Source organism: Streptomyces sp. NPDC055815 (assembly GCF_053616475.1).
Map to the genome: position 1 here is coordinate 1 of NZ_JBSHDU010000034.1, position 19,734 is coordinate 19,734.

Annotated in this window: 12 protein-coding genes; 9 read left to right on the forward strand and 3 right to left on the reverse strand. The window is 73.6% G+C overall.

Going from position 1 to position 19,734, the window contains the following annotated elements:
* From ACWGN5_RS21940 to ACWGN5_RS21965, 6 genes are all read left to right on the forward strand, one after another.
* Window positions 1-302: substrate-binding domain-containing protein (locus tag ACWGN5_RS21940; RefSeq protein WP_453517670.1), on the forward strand; the 302-nt coding region annotated here is incomplete at its 5' end.
* A 24-nt stretch (window positions 303-326) separates the two neighbouring features.
* Window positions 327-2,312 (forward strand): beta-galactosidase, encoded by a 1,986-nt coding sequence (locus tag ACWGN5_RS21945; RefSeq protein WP_453517673.1) that lies wholly within the window; start codon window positions 327-329, stop codon window positions 2,310-2,312.
* A 57-nt stretch (window positions 2,313-2,369) separates the two neighbouring features.
* Window positions 2,370-4,514: an alpha-galactosidase gene (locus ACWGN5_RS21950; protein WP_453517676.1), complete on the forward strand. Its 2,145-nt coding sequence runs from the start codon at window positions 2,370-2,372 to the stop codon at window positions 4,512-4,514.
* A 152-nt stretch (window positions 4,515-4,666) separates the two neighbouring features.
* Window positions 4,667-6,466 (forward strand): cellulose binding domain-containing protein, encoded by a 1,800-nt coding sequence (locus ACWGN5_RS21955; protein WP_453517679.1) that lies wholly within the window; start codon window positions 4,667-4,669, stop codon window positions 6,464-6,466.
* A gap of 82 nt (window positions 6,467-6,548) precedes the next feature.
* Window positions 6,549-8,066 carry a glycoside hydrolase family 43 protein gene (locus ACWGN5_RS21960; protein WP_453517682.1) on the forward strand — a complete coding sequence of 506 codons (1,518 nt, stop codon included), beginning with the start codon at window positions 6,549-6,551 and terminating at the stop codon, window positions 8,064-8,066.
* 44 nt (window positions 8,067-8,110) lie between these two features.
* Complete coding sequence (locus tag ACWGN5_RS21965) at window positions 8,111-9,868, forward strand: cellulase family glycosylhydrolase (RefSeq protein WP_453517685.1); 1,758 nt, start codon at window positions 8,111-8,113, stop codon at window positions 9,866-9,868.
* A 101-nt stretch (window positions 9,869-9,969) separates the two neighbouring features.
* Here the strand turns inward: ACWGN5_RS21965 and ACWGN5_RS21970 are convergent, their stop codons facing one another.
* Window positions 9,970-10,464 (reverse strand): universal stress protein, encoded by a 495-nt coding sequence (locus tag ACWGN5_RS21970; protein WP_453517688.1) that lies wholly within the window; start codon window positions 10,462-10,464, stop codon window positions 9,970-9,972.
* A gap of 4 nt (window positions 10,465-10,468) precedes the next feature.
* The gene (locus ACWGN5_RS21975) at window positions 10,469-11,728 is read right to left on the reverse strand and encodes an SLC13 family permease (protein ID WP_453517829.1); all 1,260 of its coding nucleotides are present in this window, start codon (window positions 11,726-11,728) and stop codon (window positions 10,469-10,471) included.
* Window positions 11,729-11,995: 267 nt separating this feature from the next.
* Here ACWGN5_RS21975 and ACWGN5_RS21980 point away from each other — a divergent pair, with 267 nt between their 5' ends.
* The 3 genes from ACWGN5_RS21980 to ACWGN5_RS21990 all read left to right on the forward strand — a co-directional run bounded on the left by ACWGN5_RS21980 (window position 11,996) and on the right by ACWGN5_RS21990 (window position 16,853).
* Window positions 11,996-14,149: a glycoside hydrolase family 9 protein gene (locus tag ACWGN5_RS21980; protein ID WP_453517690.1), complete on the forward strand. Its 2,154-nt coding sequence runs from the start codon at window positions 11,996-11,998 to the stop codon at window positions 14,147-14,149.
* 92 nt (window positions 14,150-14,241) lie between these two features.
* Window positions 14,242-15,582, forward strand: a complete 1,341-nt coding sequence (locus ACWGN5_RS21985) for a jacalin-like lectin (RefSeq protein WP_453517693.1) — start codon at window positions 14,242-14,244, stop codon at window positions 15,580-15,582.
* A gap of 71 nt (window positions 15,583-15,653) precedes the next feature.
* Window positions 15,654-16,853, forward strand: a complete 1,200-nt coding sequence (locus ACWGN5_RS21990; protein WP_453517695.1) for a hypothetical protein — start codon at window positions 15,654-15,656, stop codon at window positions 16,851-16,853.
* A gap of 59 nt (window positions 16,854-16,912) precedes the next feature.
* On the opposite strand, the gene ACWGN5_RS21995 is transcribed toward ACWGN5_RS21990, so the two are convergent.
* Window positions 16,913-19,588, reverse strand: coding sequence for an FAD/NAD(P)-binding protein (locus tag ACWGN5_RS21995; RefSeq protein ID WP_453517831.1), 2,676 nt, complete (start codon window positions 19,586-19,588; stop codon window positions 16,913-16,915).
* Between the last annotated feature and the right edge of the window lie 146 nt (window positions 19,589-19,734).

Here is a 19,734-nt window from a genome sequence, read left to right on the forward strand (position 1 = left end):
AGCACCTGGGCGCGCTCGGCCCGCTGCCCCCGCTGCCGCGCGCGCGCGGGCCCACGCGCCCCGACGCCGTCGGTGGGGTCTCCGTCTGCCCCGACGTCCTGGCCGAGCAGCACGCGCCCCGGCTCACGGCCGTGACCGGCCCGAGGAAGGAGCTCGGGCAGCTGGCCGTCGAGCAGGTCATGGCCCGGATCACCGCCCTGGCCGAGGGCGGGGCACCGGAGGACGAACTGGTCCTGATGCCACCGGAACTGGTGGTCCGCGAGAGCACCGCCCCGGCGCCCCGGCGCCTCACCCACCGCTGATCTCACCCGGAGGATGCACTCCCCATGGACATGCGCCGGCTCACCGACCGCCTCGGCGGTCTCGCCTTCGGCGGCGACTACAACCCCGAGCAGTGGGACGAGGAGGTGTGGAAGGAGGACGACGAGCTGATGCGCCGGGCCCGGGTCAACCTGGCCACCGTCGGCGTCTTCTCCTGGGCCCTGCTCGAACCGGAGGAGGGCCGGTACGACTTCGCCTGGCTCGACGCCCACATCGACCGGCTGCACGCGAACGGCGTCGCCGTCGACCTGGCGACCCCGACCGCCTCACCCCCGCCGTGGTTCACCCTGGCCCACCCCGACGCCCTGCCGGTGACGCCCGACGGCACGCGGCTGACCCACGGCAGCCGGGACACCTACTGCCTCGCCGCCCCCGCCTACCGCGCCGCGGCCCGCCGGATCGCCGCCGCCCTGGCCGAGCGGTACGGCGACCACCCCGCGCTCGCCCTGTGGCACGTGCACAACGAGTACGCGACCCTCTGCTGGTGCGACCACACGGCGGCCGCGTTCCGGGTGTGGCTGCGCGCCCGGCACGGCTCCCTGGACGCGCTCAACGAGGCCTGGGGAACGGCCTTCTGGAGCCAGCGCTACACCGCGTGGGAGCAGATCCTGCCGCCCCGCGCCACCCAGTGGCACAAGAACCCCGGCCAGTCCCTGGACTTCCGCCGCTTCTGGTCCGACGAGACCCTCGCCGCCTACCGCGAGCAGCGGGACGCGATCCGGGCGCACAGCGACCGTCCGGTGACGACCAACCTCATGCTGCCCGGCTACCAGAACCTGGACCTGTGGGCCTTCGGCCGCGAGGTGGACCTGGTCTCCGTCGACCACTACCCGTCCGCGCCCGGCGTGGACGCCGCCGCCGACACCGCCTTCGGCGCCGACCGGGCCCGCTCCTTCGGCGGCGGCGCACCCTGGCTGCTGATGGAGCAGGGCACCAACACCGTCTACGCCGGCGACCGTGTCCTCGGCAAGGAGCCGGGCGAGATCCTGCGCCACTCGCTCGGCCACATCGCCCGTGGCTCGGAGGGTACGCTGTTCTTCCAGTGGCGCCAGTCCCGGGCCGGCGCCGAGCAGTGGCACTCGGCGATGATCCCGCACGCCGGGGCCGACAGCCGCACCTTCCGCGAGGTCACGGCCACCGGAGAGGCCGTCGCCCGCCTCGGCGAGCTCGCCGGCTCCTCCGTACGGTCCGAGGTCGCGGTGCTGCACGACTCCGACGCCTGGTGGGCACTGCAGTCCGACGGCCTGCCGTCGGCCGAACTCGACTACCACTCCGCGCTCCGCGGCGCCCACCGGGCGCTGTGGGACGCCGGTGCGACGGTCGACTTCGCCCATCCCGAGCACGACCTGAGCCGCTATCGGCTCGTTCTCGCCCCGGCCCTGTTCCTGCTCTCGGACACGGCCGCGGAGAACCTGCGCCGCTACGTCGAGGGCGGCGGCACCCTCCTCGTCCAGCACGCCGGCGGCTGCGTCGACGAGCGCCTCCACGTCCGCCTCGGCGGCTACCCGGCCGGGCCCCTGCGCGCGGCGCTGGGCGTCCGGGTCGAGGAGCACCGCCCGCTGGGGCGCGAGGAGGAGACCGTCCTCTCGGACGGCTCGCTCGGAACGGCCTGGAGCGAGTCCCTGCGCACGGAGGGCGCGGCGGCGGTCGCCACGTACACCGACGGCATGCTCGCCGGAAGCCCCGCGCTCACCCGCCACGCCCACGGCTCCGGCCACGGCTGGTACCTCTCCACCCGGCTCGCCGACGCCGACTACGCGGCCCTGATCGTCCGGCTGCTCGCGGAGAGCGGTGCGGCTCCGGACCTGCCGGGCCTGCCGTCCGGGGTCGAGAGCGTCACCCGGCACGCACCGGACGGATGCCGCTGGCACGTGCTGATCAACCACCGCGCCGAGACCGTGCCCCTGCCGGAGCCGGCCCACGACCTGCTGACGGACGGCCCCGTGCACGAACTGCCGCCCGGTGGCTGCGCCGTACTGCGCGCGCACTGAACACCCCACGTCCGCCCCGCCCCCACGTCTCCCCCGCCCCCACCGAGGAAGGCCACCATGACCGACCCGCACCGGACGATCCGCTGGGGCCACGACGCCCTGGAGCTGGAGATCAGCCTGGGCGAGCACGGCACCCCCCGCCTGGTCCGCATCGGCCCGCCCGACGCGGCCGGCGGAGGCCCGCGTCCCGACGCGGCGCTGCCGCTGGTCGAGGTGACGACCGCGGGCCTCGGCCGCCATTGGTCGGGCCGCCACCTCGTCGACACCGCGCTCGGAGCGCGGCTGCGCCACCGCTCCCACCACGCGACCCGGGACGGCGACTGGCACGTGCTCACCGTCGAGCTCCACGACCCGGAGACCGGCCTGACCGCCAAGGCGGTCTACCGCTCGCCGGACGGTCTCCCGGTGCTGCGCGCCGAGGTCGTGCTGCGCAACGAGGGGGCGGCGACGCTGCACCTGGAGTCGGTCGGCTCGCTGGTGGCGGGCTGCCTCAGCGAGGGGGACCCGGCGGCCCTGGACAGCCTCGACCTGCTGTGGGCGGAGAACGACTGGTTCGCCGAGTGCCGGTGGCGGCGCGAGCCCCTGCGGGTGTCCTCGCCCGCCCGTGACGGGCGGTTCCGCTACCGCGCCGGCCGCAGTCCCCACATCGTGGCCGGACGGGGCGTGTGGTCCAGCTGCGGCCACCTGCCGATGGGCGGTCTGACGGACCGCGGATCGGGCCGTACCTGGCTGTGGCAGATCGAGCACAACGGCGGCGGCTGGCGCTGGGAGTGCGGCGTGCGCGACGACACGGCGTACGCGGCGCTGTTCGGCCCCGGCGACGCCGACCACGGCTGGCGCCACCCGTTGGCACCCGGCGCCGCGTTCCGCACCGTGCCGGTGGCCCTCGCGCTCAGCGAGGACGGCGGCCCGGACGACGCCTTCGCCACCCTCACCCGCTACCGCCGGGCGACCCGGCGCCCCCACCCCGACCACCACCGGCTGCCGGTCGTCTTCAACGACTACATGAACTGCCTGATGGGCGACCCCACCACCGCCAAGCTGCTGCCGCTGGTCGACGCCGCCGCCGAGGCCGGAGCGGAGTACTTCGTCATCGACGCCGGCTGGTACGACGACGAGGACGGCGGCTGGTGGAGCACCGTCGGGGCCTGGGAGCCCTCCGCCTCCCGCTTCCCCGGGCCGAACGGGATCCACGAGGTCCTGGACCGCATCCGGGAGCGGGGCATGGTCCCGGGCCTGTGGCTGGAGCCGGAGGCGGTCGGCGTGTCCAGCCCGGTGGCCAACACCCTGCCGGAGGAGGCGTTCTTCCGCCGTGACGGGCGGCGCGTCGACGAGGGCGGCGGCCGGTACCACCTGGACCTGCGTCATCCCGCCGCCCGTGCGCACCTGGACGGCGTGGTGGACCGACTGGTGGGCGAGTGGGGTGTCGGCTACCTCAAGCTCGACCACAACACCGACCCGGGCTCCGGCACCAGCAGCCGTCCCGGAGAGGCCCCGGCAGCGGGGCTCCTCGGCCACAACAGGGCGCACCTCGACTGGCTCGACGGACTCCTGGACCGGCACCCGGGTCTCGTGGTCGAGAACTGCGCCTCGGGCGGCATGCGGATGGACCACGCCCTGCTCTCCCGGCTCCAGCTGCAGTCCACCAGCGACCAGCAGGACCTGCTGCTCTACCCGCCCATCGCGGCCTCGGCACCCACCGCCGTCACACCCGAGCAGGGCGCGGTGTGGGCGTACCCGCGGCCCGAGGACACCCTCGACGAAGTCGCCCTCACCATGGCCAACGCACTCCTCGGCCGCATCCACCTCTCCGGCCGGCTCACCGAACTCCGGCCCGAGGCCCGCGCCTTGGTCCACGAGGCCGTGACCGTCCACAAGTCCCTGCGCGCCGACCTCCCGCACGCCGTGCCCGTCTGGCCGCTCGGCCTCCCGGCCTGGGACGACCCGTGGATCGCGCTGGCCCTGCGCGCCCCGGCCGGCACGTACGTCACCGCCTGGCGCCGCTCCGGAGCGGAGGCCGTCCGGGTTCTCGACCTGGCCCACCTGCGCGGCCACGAGGTCAGTCCCGAGGTGCTCTACCCGGCCTCCAGCCGGGCCGCGGCCGTCTGGCACCCGGACACCGGCGAACTCATTCTGACCCTTCCGGCCGCACCGTCCGCCGTCGTGCTGCGCCTCACCCGTACCTCCCGCGAGGGGAGTTGACGATGCCGTGCGCGACCGCGCGGGGCCCGCCCCCGTACGGAAACGCGTCCGGGCCCGATCCCCGCGCAGCCGCGCCGGGCCCACCGTCCAGATCGCCGGGAGTTCGTTTCCCCCACCCGAACAACCACGCACCCCACCCCCTGGAGGGACGCATGAAAGGGCACGTACGAGCTTGTCGTGAACGCGTCGTAGCCTTCGCGGCGGCGCTGTCGCTCGCGATCAGCGGCGCGATCGCCGCGGTCGCGCCGGCCGCCACCGCGGCGCCGATCGCCACCGAGCCGTCCGCCGCCGCGAGCTCCGTGTCGGTGTCGGTCGACGCCGCCCTGCAGCTCGCCACCATCCCCAGCACCGGCGTCGGCATCAACACCGCGGTCTTCGACGCCACGATGAACGACGCCGCCACCCCCGGTCTGCTCCGCGGCGCCGGCATGGGCGCCGTCCGCTACCCCGGCGGCAGCCACTCCGACCACTACCACTGGAAGACCGGCACCGCCTCCGGCGGAGCGTACGTCGCCCCCAACACCGGCTTCGACGCCTTCATGGGCACCATGCGCGCAGCCGGGACGCAGCCGGTCATCACCGTGAACTACGGCTCCGGCACCCCTCAGGAGGCCGCGGACTGGGTCCGGTACGCCAACGTCACCAAGGGCTTCGGCATCAAGTACTGGGAGGTCGGCAACGAGGTCTACGGCAACGGGCTGTACAGCAACGGCAACGGCTGGGAGTACGACACCCACAGCAGCAAGACCGCCACGACCTACGCGACCAACCTGGTGCAGTACGTCGACGCCATGAAGGCGGTCGACCCGGGCATCAAGATCGGCGCCGTGCTCACCACCCCCGGCAGCTGGCCGGACGGCATCGTGGGCCCCGGCGACACCATGGACTGGAACCACACGGTCCTGTCGATCGCCGGCTCGAAGGTCGACTTCGTAATCGTCCACACCTACCCCGGCAGCACCAGCCCGGCCGACCTGCTCACCAAGCCGCAGGCCGAGATCCCGAACATCGCCGGCACCCTGCGCGCGCTGATCGACCAGTACGCCGGGGCCAACGCCCCCGACGTCGGCATCGCGGTGACCGAGGCGAACGCCACGAACTACCGCGACACCTCCCCGAACGGGCTGTTCGCGCCCGACACGTACCTCACGTGGATGGAGAACGGCGCGTTCAACGTCGACTGGTGGGCCCTGCACAACGGCGTCGACTGCACCGACCTGAGCACGGTGGAGGGCGCCACCGAGTACAACGACTACGGCATGGTCTCCAGCGGCGCCTCCTGCGAACCGCCCCTGAACACCCCCTTCCCCGCCTACTACGGCACCGCGATGATCAGCAAGCTGGGGGCGCCCGGTGACACGCTGGTCAAGGCCGCGAGCTCGTCCTCGCTGCTCTCCGCACACGCCGTCCGCCGCGCCAACGGCGACGTGGCCGTCATGCTGATCAACAAGGACCCGAACAACGCGGCCACGGTGAACCTCTCCTACACGGGGTTCACGGCCTCCTCCGCCACCCCGACCGTCTACTCCTACCTCAAGAACGGCCACTCGATCGGCACGGCCCAGAGCGGCAGCCCGACCAGCCAGACCGTGCCGGCCTACGGCATCACGGTCGTCGAGATGCACCCGACCAGCGCACCCTGTCGGGTCGTCTACAACAGGAACGAGTGGCCCGGCGGCGTGATCGGCACCGTCACCGTCGTCAACAACAGCCTCGGCCAGGTCAACGGCTGGCACCTCGGCTTCAACTTCCCCGGCGACACGACCATCACCAGCAGCTGGAACGCCTCCGTGTCGCAGAGCGGCCCCAGCGTCAACGTCGGCAACGCCTCCTTCAACGCCGCCGTCCCACCCGGCGGAAGCGTCCAGTGGGGCTTCAAGGCCACCTGGTCCCGGAGCGACGCGAATCCGTCCGCCTTCTGGTTCAACGGCGCCTCCTGCGCGATCGGCTGAACCCCTGAACCGGTGGTGCCCCGGACACCTGACCGTCCGGGGCAGCACCCCCACGCGAACCACCGTGAAAGGAACCCTCCACGTGTCGGACCAGCCCCAGCCCGGTGACACCGTCCCCAACCCGGTGATCCCCGGCTTCCACCCCGACCCCAGCGTCTGCCGCGTGGGCGACGACTACTACCTCGTCTGCTCCAGCTTCGAGTACTTCCCCGGCATCCCCGTCTTCCACAGCCGCGACCTGGTGAACTGGACCCAGATCGGCAACGCCCTCGACCGGCCGAGACAGCTGCGCCTGCCGCGCGACATGCCCTCCTCCGCCGGCATCTACGCGCCGACGCTCCGTCACCACGACGGCCGGTTCTGGCTGATCGTCACCAACGTCGGCGACGGCGGCAACATGCTCTTCACCGCGACCGACCCGGCCGGCCCGTGGTCCGACCCGGTCCGGCTGCCCGGCGTCCCCGGCATCGATCCGGACCTCGCCTGGGACGAGGACGGCACCTGCTGGTGCACGGTCGCCGGGGTCTCCCAGGTCCGCATCGATCCGTACACCGGCGAGACCCTCGGCGAGCCGCACCGGGTGTGGTCCGGCACCCCGGGCGCGCTGGCGCCCGAGGCCCCTCACCTGTACCGCATCGGCGACCACTGGTACCTGCTCATCGCCGAGGGCGGCACCGAGCGCGGCCACGGGGTGTCCGTCGCCCGCGGCCTGACGCCCTCGGGCCCGTTCGAGCCGTGCCCGGCCAACCCGATCCTGACCCACCGCAGCACCAGCCACCCCATCCAGAACACCGGCCACGCGGACCTCGTGGAGGCGCCCGACGGCTCGTGGTGGATGGTGCTGCTCGGCGTCCGGCCCGGTGGCGGCACCCCCGGCTGGCACGTACTGGGCCGCGAGACCTTCCTCGCCCCCGTGGAGTGGGTGGACGGCTGGCCCGTCGTCGGCGCGCTCTCCCCCCAACTCCCCGCACCCGCCTGGACGCTGCACCCCGGCCCCGCCGCGCCGGTCCGGGACGACTTCGACCAGGCCGAGCTGCACCCCCGCTGGATCTCGCCGCGCGAGCGCCCGGAGCGCCTCTGCACCACGAAGGAACGATCCGGCTGGCTGACCCTCCACGCCGCCGGGGCCTCCCTCGACGAGAACGACGCGGTGTTCGTCGGCCGCCGCCAGCAGCACCTGGAGTGCACCGTACGGACCCTCGTCGACCCCGCCGAGGGCCGCGGCGGCCTGGCCGTACGGCTGGACGAGGAGCACCACTACGAGATCGAGGCGGCAGCCGACGCGGTGACCGTCTACGCCCGCATCGGCTCGCTGCGCACCGAGGTGGCCTCCGCCCCGGTGCCCGCCGGTCCGGTGGTGCTCGGCATCGACATCACCCCGCGGCCGCCGCAGGACTCGCGCTCCGGCCCCGACCTCGTCGCCCTCGGCGTCGAGGCGGCGGACGGGACGTTCACCGCGCTCGGCACGCTCGACGGCCGGTACCTGTCGACCGAGGTCGCCGGGGGCTTCACCGGCCGTGTCCTCGGCATGTACGCCGCCGAAGGCACCGTCCACTTCGACTGGTTCGACTACGAGCCGACGCTCAGGCCGGCCCTCTGACCACTGCCCGATCACACCCACACGACCGACCGAAAGGGACACACGTGAACGAGATACAGCAACCCTCGCACCACCGGAGTCGCGGCCCAGGCCGCCTGGCCGCCCTCCTCCTGGCCGTGCTCGTCATGCTCGGCCTCGGCACCACGGCCTTCGCGACGCCCGGCGGCGGCAAGGGCGCGTCGCGGCCGGCCGTCGTGGTCCCGGCCTCCGCCATGGACGCCGTGGCCGCGATGCAGCCGAGCTGGAACCTGGGCAACACCCTGGACGCCATCCCCGACGAGACGTCCTGGGGCAACCCGCCCGCCTCCAGGGAACTGCTGGCCGCCGTGCACGCCCAGGGCTACCGCAGCGTCCGCATCCCCGTGACCTGGACCGACCACCAGTCGGCCACCGCGCCGTACACCATCGACGCCACGTACATGGCCCGCGTCAAGCAGGTGGTCGACTGGGCGCTGGCCGAGGGCCTGTACGTCGTGATCAACGTGCACCACGACTCGTGGCAGTGGATCTCGAAGATGTCCACCGACCACGACGGGGTGATGGCCCGCTTCAACTCCTCCTGGACGCAGATCGCCTCGGCGTTCCGCGACGAGCCGCGGACCCTGCTCTACGAGAGCGTCAACGAGCCGCAGTTCGACAACGCCACGGCCGCGCAGAAGACCCAGTTCCTGAACGAGCTGAACCTCTCCTTCCACACGATCGTCCGCGCCTCGGGCGGCGGCAACGCCGACCGCCTGCTGGTTCTGCCCACCCAGTTCTGCACGCCCTCGCAGCCCCTCATGGACGACCTGTCCGCCACGATCAGGACGCTCGACGACAGCAACCTGGTCGCCACCGTCCACTACTACAGCTACTACCCGTTCGCCGTGAACATCGCGGGCGGCATCCGCTACGACGCGGTGGCCCAGAAGGACCTGGACGACGCCTTCGCCCGGATGCACGACACGTTCGTCGCCAAGGGCGTCCCCGTGTACGTCGGCGAGTACGGCCTGCTCGGCTGGCCCGACCACAACCACCCCTCCCGCATCGAGCGGGGCGAGGCGTTCAAGTACTACGAGCACCTCGGGTACAAGGCGCGCGTCGCCGGCGTCACCACCGCGCTGTGGGACCCCGGAACCTGGGCCTACCTGGACCGCGCGACCCTGACGTGGACGGACCCCGCCCTGTTCGCCTGGATCAGGTCGAGCTGGACCACCCGTTCCGGCACCGCCTCCTTCGACAAGGTCTACGTGCGCAAGTCCAGCCCCGTCACCGCCCAGACGCTCACCCTGAACCGGAACGGCACCAGCTTCCGTGGCCTGTGGCAGGGCGGCACCAAGCTGTCCTACGGCCGGGACTACACCGTGTCCGGCGACCAGCTCACCCTCACCGCCGGCACGCTGACCCGGCTGGCCGGTGACCGCGCCTACGGCGTGAAGGCGACGCTCCAGGCCCGCTTCTCCAGCGGCCTGCCGTGGCAGATCGAGGTGGTCAGCCAGGACCCGGCGGTGCTGTCCAACGCCACCGGCACGACCGGCGGGTTCACCGTCCCCACGCAGTTCCGCGGTGACGAGCTGGCGACCATGCACTCCACGTACGCCGACGGCACCACCGCCGGCCCGACCGACTGGACCCCGTACCAGGAGTTCAACAAGGCCTTCTCGCCCGACTACCCGGGCGGCGGGATCATCCTCACGTCCGAATACCTGAACGCGCTGCGCGACGGCGCACAGGCGACGCTGGTCTTCCACTTCTACAGCGGCGCCACCGTCACGTACCACGTGACCAGGTCCGGCACCTCCGTGACCGGCACCCTCGCCTGATCTCCACCTCTCGTCGCCCCGGCCGCCGCTCCCCCGGCGGCCGGGGCCCCGCCGTGCCGGGGTCCCCCGTGTTCCCGTGGCGTGCGGGGCTTTCCCGCGCGTCAGCCGGCGTGATGCGGAGGAGGCGGCGGGAGGGTGGGAAGCCCCGGCGGCGCCTCGGGCCAGACGAGCAGCACCGGGCAGGGGGCGTGGTCGACGACGAAGCGTGCGGCGGGGCCGAGGCTGTGCGGTCCGAGGTGGGAGCGGTCGCCGTCCCGGGCCAGGATCAGCAGCTCGGAGCCCTCGGCCGCGGCGACGACCTCGCGCTCGACGCGCCCGGTGCGCTCGACGGGCGTGCAGGGGCGGCCCAGCCGGTCGGCGGCGGCCTGGAGCAGCTCCCGCGCGGAGGCGGCGGCGAGGTGCTCCAGGCGTGTGCCGGGGTCGCGTTCGGGGTGGCCGCGGCCGAGGAGTCCGGCGAAGGCGCCGTGTGCCGCGCCCGGGACGGCGGCGGGTGTGACGTGGAGGAGGACGATGTCGTCGTCCTCCGGCGTCCGCGCGCGGGCGGCGTCCACACAGGCGGGCCAGGTTCCCTCGACGATCCAGACGACCACGGCCATGGGGTCAGCCTCCTCCGATGACGGTCAGCGAGAGCCACAGTGCCAGGACGGCGGCGACCAGGCTGGCGGGTACGGCGTACACGCCGAGCTTGGTGAACTCCTTGAGCTCCACCTCGCCGTCGTGGGCGTGGACGATACGCCGCCACAGCAGGGTGGCCAATGACCCGGCGTAAGTGAGGTTGGGGCCGATGTTGACCCCCAGCAGGACGGCGAGGACGGCGCCGGGTCCCAGGGGGGCGGTCAGCGGCAGCAGCACCAGGACGGCGGGCAGGTTGTTGATGACGTTCGCGAGGACGGCGGCCAGAGCCGCGAGGGCGAGCAGTTCCGGCAGGCCCGTTCCCTCGGGGATCAGGTGCCCCAGGGCCTCGTCGAGGCCGTTGTCCACCACGGCGAGGACGACGATTCCGAGGGCCAGGACGAAGGCGAGGAAGGGCACGGAGGCGGCGCTCACCAGTGCCCGGGGCGTGGTGCGGCGGCGGATCAGGGCCCGGACGGCCAGGGCCAGCGCGCCCGCCAGGGCCGCCCACGCGGGGTCGATGCCGATCGCCGAGGTGAGGACGAAGCCGGCGAGCGTGCACCCCACGGTCACGAGGGCGAACAGCGGAAGCTGCGGCGGCTCGGTCTCCAGGGGGGCCTGCGCTCCGGCGTCGAGGTCGGTGGCGAAGAAGCGCCGGAAGACGAGGTACTCGACCGCGATCGCCGCCACCCAGGGCAGGGCCATCAGCGCGGCGAACCGGGTGAAGGTCAGCCCGCTGGCCGCGAACGCGAGCAGGTTGGTGAGGTTGGAGACGGGCAGCAGCAGGGAGGCCGTGTTCGACAGGTGGGTGCAGGCGTAGACGTGCGGTTTGGGGCGTGCGCCGATACGGGCGGCGGTGGCGAACACCACCGGGGTGAGCAGCACCACCGTGGCGTCCAGGCTGAGCACGGCCGTGATCGCCGAGGCGGCGAGGAACACCTGCGCGAGGAGTCTGCGGGGCCGGCCCGCCGCCGTGCGGGCCATCCACGCCCCGCAGGCCTGGAACAGCCCTTCGTCGTCGCAGAGCTGAGCCAGCACCAGGACGGCCGCCAGGAAGCCGATCACCGGCCCGAGCCGTTCCGCCTCGGCGAGCGCGTCGTCGAGGGAGATGGCGCCGGTGGCGATCACCAGTGCCGCGGCCGGGACGGCCACGACCGCTTCCGGCCACCCGAAGGGGCGGATGACCGCGCAGGCCAGCACGAGCACGAGCAGGGCCGCGGACAGCGCCTCCGCGAGCTGGGGGTTCAGGGTCGGGTCCTTCCGTAGCGGCGGCCGGGCCGCCTGCGCCTTCGCGCCGAACGCTACCTCGTCGACCGTTGACGGTCGTGTCGGGCATCACTACTGTGCGCTCCAGATCTCCGACCTCTCGACCGGCGTTCGACATGTCGTCGCTTGGGAGCGCTCCCAAGCGACGTGCAGCCGCACCATCGAAAAGGCAGGTGGCATTGTCATGAATATGCCAGCCGGGACGGGCTCCACCTGCTGACCACCCACTTCGACCCACAGGAGCCGCTCATGCCGTCCTCCCCGCCGTTACGTCTCGCCACCGCCCTGCTCACCGGCGCTCTTCTCCTCGGCGGCCTGATGACCGCGCCGGCCGCCGCGGGCATGGACGCCGCCGCGACCACGGCCGTGCGCGTCAACCAGGTCGGCTATCTGCCGGACGGCCCCAAGCGCGCCACCGTCGTCACGACGGCGACGGGAGCCCTCGCCTGGCAACTGCGCAACGCGTCCGGGACCGTGGTCGCCTCCGGCTCGACCGCGGCGCGCGGCGCCGACACCCCCTCCGGCCAGTCCCTCCAGGTGGCCGACTTCTCCTCGTACCGGGGAACGGGCCAGGGATACGTCCTGGCGGTGGACGGCAGCAGCAGCGTCCCCTTCGACATCCGCGCGGAGGTGCACGACTCGCTGCGCGCCGACGCGCTGGCGTTCTTCCACCACCAGCGCAGCGGCATCGCCATCGACGCGTCTCTCGTCGGCTCCGCGTACGCGCGCCCGGCCGGGCACCTCGACGTCGCCCCGAACCAGGGCGACACCTCCGTCCCCTGCCAGACCGGGGTGTGCGACCACACCCAGGACGTCAGGGGCGGTTGGTACGACGCCGGCGACCACGGAAAGTACGTGGTGAACGGCGGCATCTCCACCTGGCTGCTCGTCAACTCCTTCGAGCGGGCCAAGCGGGCGGGCAAGGACGCGGCGCTCGGCGACTCGACCCTCCGCGTCCCCGAGCGCGGCAACGGGACGCCGGACGTCCTGGACGAGGCGCGCTGGGAGCTGGACTTCCTGATGCGCATGCAGGTGCCCGAGGGCAGGCCGTACGCGGGCATGGCGTTCCACAAGGTCCACGACGCGGCCTGGACCGGCATGCCCCTGCGCCCCGACCAGGACGCCCAGGCGCGCGAGCTGCACCGCCCGTCCACGGCGGCGACCCTGAACCTCGCGGCGGCCGCCGCGCAGTGCGCCCGGGTCTTCCGTCCGTACGACGCCGCCTACGCCGACCGCTGCCTGTCGGCGGCCCGGCGGGCCTGGGCCGCGGCCCAGGCCACTCCGGCCCTGTACGCACCGGCTTCCGACAGCACGGGCGGCGGCGCCTACGAGGACAACCGGGTGACCGACGAGTTCTACTGGGCGGCCGCCGAGCTGTACGCGACGACGGGCGAGAGCGCCTTCCGGGACGCGGTCACCTCCTCGTCCTGGCACACCTCCGCCGACGCGTTCAGCGCGTACGGCTTCGGCTGGGCGGACACGGCGGCGCTCGGCCGGCTCGTCCTGGCCACCGTCCCCAACGGACTGCCCGCGACTGACCTGGCCCGGGTCCGGGCGTCGGTGACGGCGGCAGCCGACGGCCACCTGTCCAGGATGGCCGCGCAGGGCTACGCGGTGCCCGTCCCGGCCGACGGCTACTTCTGGGGCTCGAACGGCGAGGTCGCCAACGACGCGATCGTCATGGCCGTCGCCGGGGAGCTGACCGGGGACGGGCGCTACCGCGCCGGCGCCCTGGAGACCATGGACTACCTGCTGGGCCGCAACGCCCTCGGCCTGTCGTACGTCACGGGCTACGGCGAGCGGTCCGCGCAGAACCAGCACCACCGCTTCTGGGCCCACCAGTTGGACGCCTCCCTGCCGCACCCGCCGGCCGGGTCGCTCGCGGGCGGGCCCAACAGCGGTCTCCAGGACCCCGTGGCGCTGGAGAAGCTGACCGGCTGCGCCCCCGCCGCCTGCTACGTCGACGACATCGGCTCGTACTCGACCAACGAGGTGGCGGTCAACTGGAACGCCCCGCTGGCCTGGCTCGCCGCCTACGCCGCCGAACGGACCTCCACGGGCGGTGACCCCGGGGGCGAGACGCCCACCGCCGCCTGCGCGGTGACGTACACGGTGAACAACGTCTGGACCACCGGCTTCACCGCGACCGTCACCGTCAGGAACACGGGTGCGACGGCCGTGGACGGCTGGCAGCTGGCCTGGACGTACCCGTCCGGCCAGCGCGTCACCAGCGCATGGAACGCGACCGTCACCCAGGACGGCACCGCCGTCAATGCCCGCAACGCCGACTGGAACAGGGCGATCGCCCCCGGTGCGACCGCGAGCTTCGGAGTCCAGGGCACGCACGGCGGTAGCAACACCTCCCCCACCGCCTTCACGCTCAACGGGAGCGCCTGCACCTGATCCGCCGCCGACCGGGCCCGGGCGGACGATTCCGCCCGGGCCCCGTCGCGCGCCGCCCGACCGCCCACGACCCCCGCCACCGGGAGGAACCCATGCGCCGACTCCTCGCCCGCCTGACAGCGGCGGCAGCCCTGCTCGCCGGACTCACCGCGACGGCGCCACCGGCGACGGCCGCCGACGCGGGCACCTTCAGCGTGCTCACGTACAACGTCGCCGGGCTGCCCGAGAGCCTCTCCAGCGCCCCGACACCCCGCGAGCCCGCCACGACGGAGATCGGCCGGCGGATCGCGCCGTACGACGTCGTCCACGTCCAGGAGGACTTCAACTACCACGCCCGCCTGTACGCGGCCGACACGACTCACCCCCACCGCACCCCCACCAGCGGCGGGGCGGGCATCGGCAGCGGTCTGAACACCCTGTCGAAGTCCCCGTACGACGGGGACGACTTCGAGCGGGCGCGCTGGAACTCCTGCCAGTACGACTCCGGCGACTGCCTGACCCCCAAGGGCTTCACCTTCGCCCGGCAGCGCCTCGCCGAGGGGGTGTACGTCGACTTCTACAACCTCCACACCAACGCGGGCACGAACGCCGGGGACCTGGCGGCACGGGCCGACAACCTGAACCAGCTCACCGCCTTCATCAGGACCCACTCGGCGGGCAACGCGGTCGTCGTCATGGGAGACACCAACACCCGCTACACCCGCGCCGGCGACACCATCGCCGAGTTCGCCGCGGCCAACGCCCTCACCGACGCCTGGGTCGAGCTGATCCGCGGCGGCACCCCGCCCGCGAAGGGCAGCGACGCCCTGGTCTGCGACCAGTCGGGACCGACGGTGCCCAACACCTGCGAGGTCGTCGACAAGATCCTCTACCGCGGCAGCAAGCTCGTCTCCCTGAAAGCGACCTCCTACAGCAACGAGCACGCCGCGTTCCTCACCGACGGCGGACTCATGCTCTCCGACCACGACCCGGTCGCGGTCGGCTTCTCCTGGTCGCGCAACCCGGCCTTCCAGCTGAGCGAACAGTTCGGCGGACCGCACGGCGACCCCTTCAACGACCTCGACCGCGTCCCCGCAGGCGCCCGCGCCACCACCCTCGCCCTGAGCGCCGGCTCCCGCGTCGACCGGCTGGCCATCACCCTGGACAACGGCACGACACTCACCCACGGCGGCGCCGGAGGCACCACGTCCTCCCTCACGCTCGGCAGCGAGGAGTACGTGACCACCGCACACCTGTGCCGGGCCCAGAAGGACGGCCGCACCCGGATCTTCCACGCCGCCTTCACCACGAACCTCGGCCGCACCCTCGCCGGCGGCACGCCGACCTCCGACTGCGTCACCCGGACGGCTCCACCGGGCTGGCAGATCACCGGCTTCCACGGCCGCTCGGGCGACGAGATCGACAAGATCGGCCTCATCCGGACCCGCCGCTGACACCCGCCCCCGAGTGCCGGCCCGGCCGCGCACCATACTGGTCGGGACCCGATCGCCGACGGAACGGTTCCATGGCCAAGAACAGCACTCCACCGACCACCGTCCCCGACACCGCCTGGCTCGGGCGCGGGCGCCACCTCGGGCCCGAGCCCGAGCGGGACGTCCGGCGCAACCTGCTCGCGCTCAAGGCGGCCCGGGTGATCGACGACTTCCTGGACCTCGACCCCGTCGAGGCGGCGCGTTCCACCGACCTGTACCCCCGGGACGCGTCCGCCGATCCCGGCCCGTCCGCCCGCCGCCTCTTCGAGGCCCGCTGGCGCGTGGCCGAGGACGTCACCGTGCGCGCGCAACTGACCACGTACGACCCCGAGTCCCGCCGCACGAAGGGCGAGGGTGTCACCTGGGTCCTGGCCGCCGAGGCCGAGCGCGCGTGGGAAGCGAACTGGCCCTCGCCGGCCACCATGTTCTGGCCCGACAGCGAGCAGGTCGCCTGGGACCACCAGCCGGTGCCGGACGTGCGCCTGCGGTCGGCGAACCATCTACCGAAGGACGACGACGAGCTGCGCCGCCTGCTGCGGGCCTGTACCCGGCAGAGCTGGTTCATCCACGTCGTGGTGCACGAGGCGATGACGCCGGACGCCCTGGGTCGCCGGCCGATCACGGCGTTCCTGCCGCCGGGCCTGCGGCACCGGGTGGTCGAGCACCGGGCCACGCCGGAGCAGGCGCTGATCGCCGACTTCGTGATGAAGCGTGAGCTGGGCGTGGGGCTGCCGCGAGGCGGCGCCGTCATCCTGCCCCCGACACCGCGGGTCGTCGATCACGACGAGGAGCGCCTCACGGTCCGCACCGTCTTCCTGGACGGTACGGAACCCACCGAACTCCTCGACAAGATCAAGGAGTTCGCCGCACTGCCCCAGCCCCTGCCGGCCGACGCCGAGCAGGTCCTGACCCGGCTGCGCCAGGGCTGGCACCTGCTCACGCCCGACGAGGAACTGGCGCACGCACGGGCCATGGTCACCCAGTACGCCAAGGCGCTCGAAGCCATGACGGCGTCTTGCGACCTGTACCGGGAGGCCGCCGAGTCGGCGCTCGACGCCCTCGCCGAGGCGACCGGCGGCAAGGGCGCACCCCGGACGCCGGCGTCGGCGCCGGTGTCGGCCAAGGACGACGCCTCGCCGTGGAAGGCCCTCACCAAGACACTCGCCCGCTTCCGGGGCCCGAACCCCCACGCACCGGATCCGGAGGTCCCGCAGGGTCCGCCCGGAACGTGAGGCAGGAGCGGAAGGAGAGCCGATCGCACGCGTGCGCGATCGGCTCTCCTTCCCGTCCGTCAGACGGTCAGTCCAGCCAGCCTGCGCCGGTCGAGCGGGGACGCGCGACGGTCGAGGCGCTGTTCGAGGAGGTGGCGGGCGGTGTCGCTGTGCCCCGCCTCCACCAGCGCGTACAGCAGGGTCTCCTCGACGACCTCGCGCTGCGCCGCGCTGCCTCCCACGCGGCGCAGCGAGGGCAGCAGTCCGCGCAGTTCCCGCACCGCGGTGGCCCACTCCTCCTCCAGGACCGCTTCCAGCGCGCTGCACAGCGGGACGACGACCTCCCGCTGCACCGGGTCCGCGCCGGCCGCGTGGGTGCGCAGGCGACGGAGTGCGGGGAGGTCGCCGGCGGCGGCGAGGGCGACGGCGCTGTGCAGGGCCGTGAACGCGGTCGAGGGACGTTCGACCAGATCGCTGGCGACGGCGTCGAGCACGCCGTCGACGGGGACGCGCCCGGTCCAGTTCCGTGACATGCGGGCCCGCCACAGCAGGGAGCCGGAGTCGACGAGGGCCCGCACCCCGTTCACCTGGCCCGGGGCGAGCTGGGCGAACCAGCGGCGGCGGACCGCCGCGGAGTCGTCGAGGGCCAGTTCGTGGAGCGCCACGTGCCAGGAGAAGTGTGCCCGGTGCACGGCGCCCCGCCCCTGGCCGCCGATCCAGCCGTCGAGCCAGTCCCGGCCGGCGCGGTGCTCACCGGACTCGTAGTGGACGTGGGCGAGGGCGTGCACGGCGTGGCCGGAGGCGGGTTGTGCCACGAGTGCCGCCCGGGCGAGCTCGCCGGCCTCCTCGATCCTGCCTTGCTCCTGCCGGACGAAGGAGAGGAGCGAGGTGTGGAACCAGTGCCCTTCGTAGGCGGACGCGGTCCGCTCCACCAGCCCGAGGGCCAGGCTGCCGTCGAGGTCCGCGACGCCGGAGAAGGCGATGGTGGGGACGGCGATGCCGAGCGCGAACGCGTCGGCGGGGAACCGGCCGAGGTGGTCGACCAGCGCCGTGTCGCCGTCGCCCGCCGCACCTGACGGGGCTCCGTGAGCCTCGATGCGGCGCGTGACGACGTCGACGAACGAGCGCTCCCGCTCGTCGCCGCGTTCCCGCACGCTGCGCTGGGCGTCCGCCAGCTCCCGGGCGACGTCGACGTCCGCTCCGCACTCGTGGCCGAGCAGGGCGAGCGCGGCGTGCCCGAGCGCGAACCCGGGGTCCAGTTCGGTGGCGCGCGCGAACGACTCGGCCGCCTTGGCCCGTACGGTGATCACCCGGGCGAGTCCGCAGCGGAAGGACGCGGCGGCCGCGGCATGGGTGGACAGCGGCAGCCCGAACTGGTCGGTGGGCCGGCGGCGTGCCGACCGGGGGGCGCCGGCGAGCGGGGCGAGTACGGCCTCGGCGATCTCCTTGGCCTGGTGACGGATCTCGGGGATCGCGGTGGTCTCCCACAGCTCGCCCCGGCGGGGCGCGCCCAGGGTGAACAGCGGCCGCTCCAGGTGCCCTTGGGCGTCGAGCAGCCTGCCGCCGTCGGTGGACACGCCGATGCCCAGCGGTCCGGGTGCGGCGAGGCCGTCGGACAGCAGCCCGCTCCACAGCGGGTCGCCGCCGGCGTCGGCCCGCAGCCCCGGCCCCGTACAGTCCACCACCCATGCCACGCGCAGCTCACGGCCGTCGGCGAGCGACACGATCAGGCCGCCGTCCTCCTGTGGTTCCGCGGCGGCGACCCGGCCGGCGTGGACGCGGAGCCTGCGGGCGGCGCGTGCCCGGGCGACGGTCTCGGCGGTGGAGGGTGCCATGCGGTGCCGGTGCACGTTCCACGGGGTGGCGTCACGGCCGAGGAACTCCGTCCGCTCCTCGTCGCCGAGGCCCTGCCAGAGCCGTGCGATCTCGGGCCGCAGCCCGTCGAGTGCGGGCCGCCAGTCGCCGTGGGCGCGGCGCGTGGCGGCGAAGTGCCGCATCACCTCCCTGCGGAGGCGGTGGAACGGGAGGGCGGCGAGGCCCGGCGGCGGCGGTACGGGGGGCAGCGGGGCGACCGCGTGCGGCTGGGGAAGCAGCCCGCTGCGGGACACGGCGTGCACCGTGCGGCCGGGACGGTCGAGGACGAGCGCGAGGTCGACGGCGGTGAGGCCGGTGCCGACGAGGAGGACGTCGTCCGACGCGCCGACGGCGTCGAGCGCGCCCGGCGTCCAGGGGCGGGGGACGAACCGGTCGGAGGCGACCAGCTCGGCCGGGGCCCAGCCGGACCGGCCCGCCGCGGGCCCGGTGGCGAGGACCACGCTGTCCGCGGTCACCGTGCCGCCGTCGGCGAGCTTCAGCTCCAGACGTCCACCGGGCGCGTCGGCGCAGGCCACCGCCCTGGTGCGCAGCCGTCGTACGGAGACCGTGCCGTGCGCCGTGATGATGGCCCGGCCGAGCGTGTCGGCGAGGTACGAGCCGTAGCGGTACCGGGAGGCGAAGTCCGCCGCGGTGACGGTGGGTTCGCCGTGCCGGCAGAGCCAGCGCCGGAAGTGACCGGGGTCGTCCGGGTAGCAGCTCATGCCGCCGACGGGCACGTTGAGCCGGTGCTCGGGGACCTCGGTGGCGTACGCGGTGCCGCGGCCCGCCTCCGGCGCGGGGTCGACGAGGATCAGATCGAGCGGGACCCGGCGCCGGGCCGCGCCTTCGCACAGCTGGACGGCGACGAGCGCGCCGGCCGCGCCCGCGCCGACGACTGCCACGGTCGGTCGGGGACGGGCGGACTCGGCCGCCGACTCGGCGGACGGCGAGGACACGACAGGCACCACGGAAACCTCCGACCAGGGCGGGTACTGGGCACGACCAAAGTTCACTATGTCGATGAACAAAGTGGAGTGACAATGCCGCT

What these genes read in the sequence shown, in the direction of transcription:
- ACWGN5_RS21950 (WP_453517676.1), top strand. Translation starts at nt 2,370, where the DNA reads ATGACCGACCCGCACCGGACGATCCGCTGGGGCCACGACGCCCTGGAG.
- ACWGN5_RS21970 (WP_453517688.1), bottom strand. Translation starts at nt 10,464, where the DNA reads ATGGCCGTGGTCGTCTGGATCGTCGAGGGAACCTGGCCCGCCTGTGTG.
- ACWGN5_RS21980 (WP_453517690.1), top strand. Translation starts at nt 11,996, where the DNA reads ATGCCGTCCTCCCCGCCGTTACGTCTCGCCACCGCCCTGCTCACCGGC.
- ACWGN5_RS21955 (WP_453517679.1), top strand. Translation starts at nt 4,667, where the DNA reads ATGAAAGGGCACGTACGAGCTTGTCGTGAACGCGTCGTAGCCTTCGCG.
- ACWGN5_RS21945 (WP_453517673.1), top strand. Translation starts at nt 327, where the DNA reads ATGGACATGCGCCGGCTCACCGACCGCCTCGGCGGTCTCGCCTTCGGC.
- ACWGN5_RS21985 (WP_453517693.1), top strand. Translation starts at nt 14,242, where the DNA reads ATGCGCCGACTCCTCGCCCGCCTGACAGCGGCGGCAGCCCTGCTCGCC.
- ACWGN5_RS21990 (WP_453517695.1), top strand. Translation starts at nt 15,654, where the DNA reads ATGGCCAAGAACAGCACTCCACCGACCACCGTCCCCGACACCGCCTGG.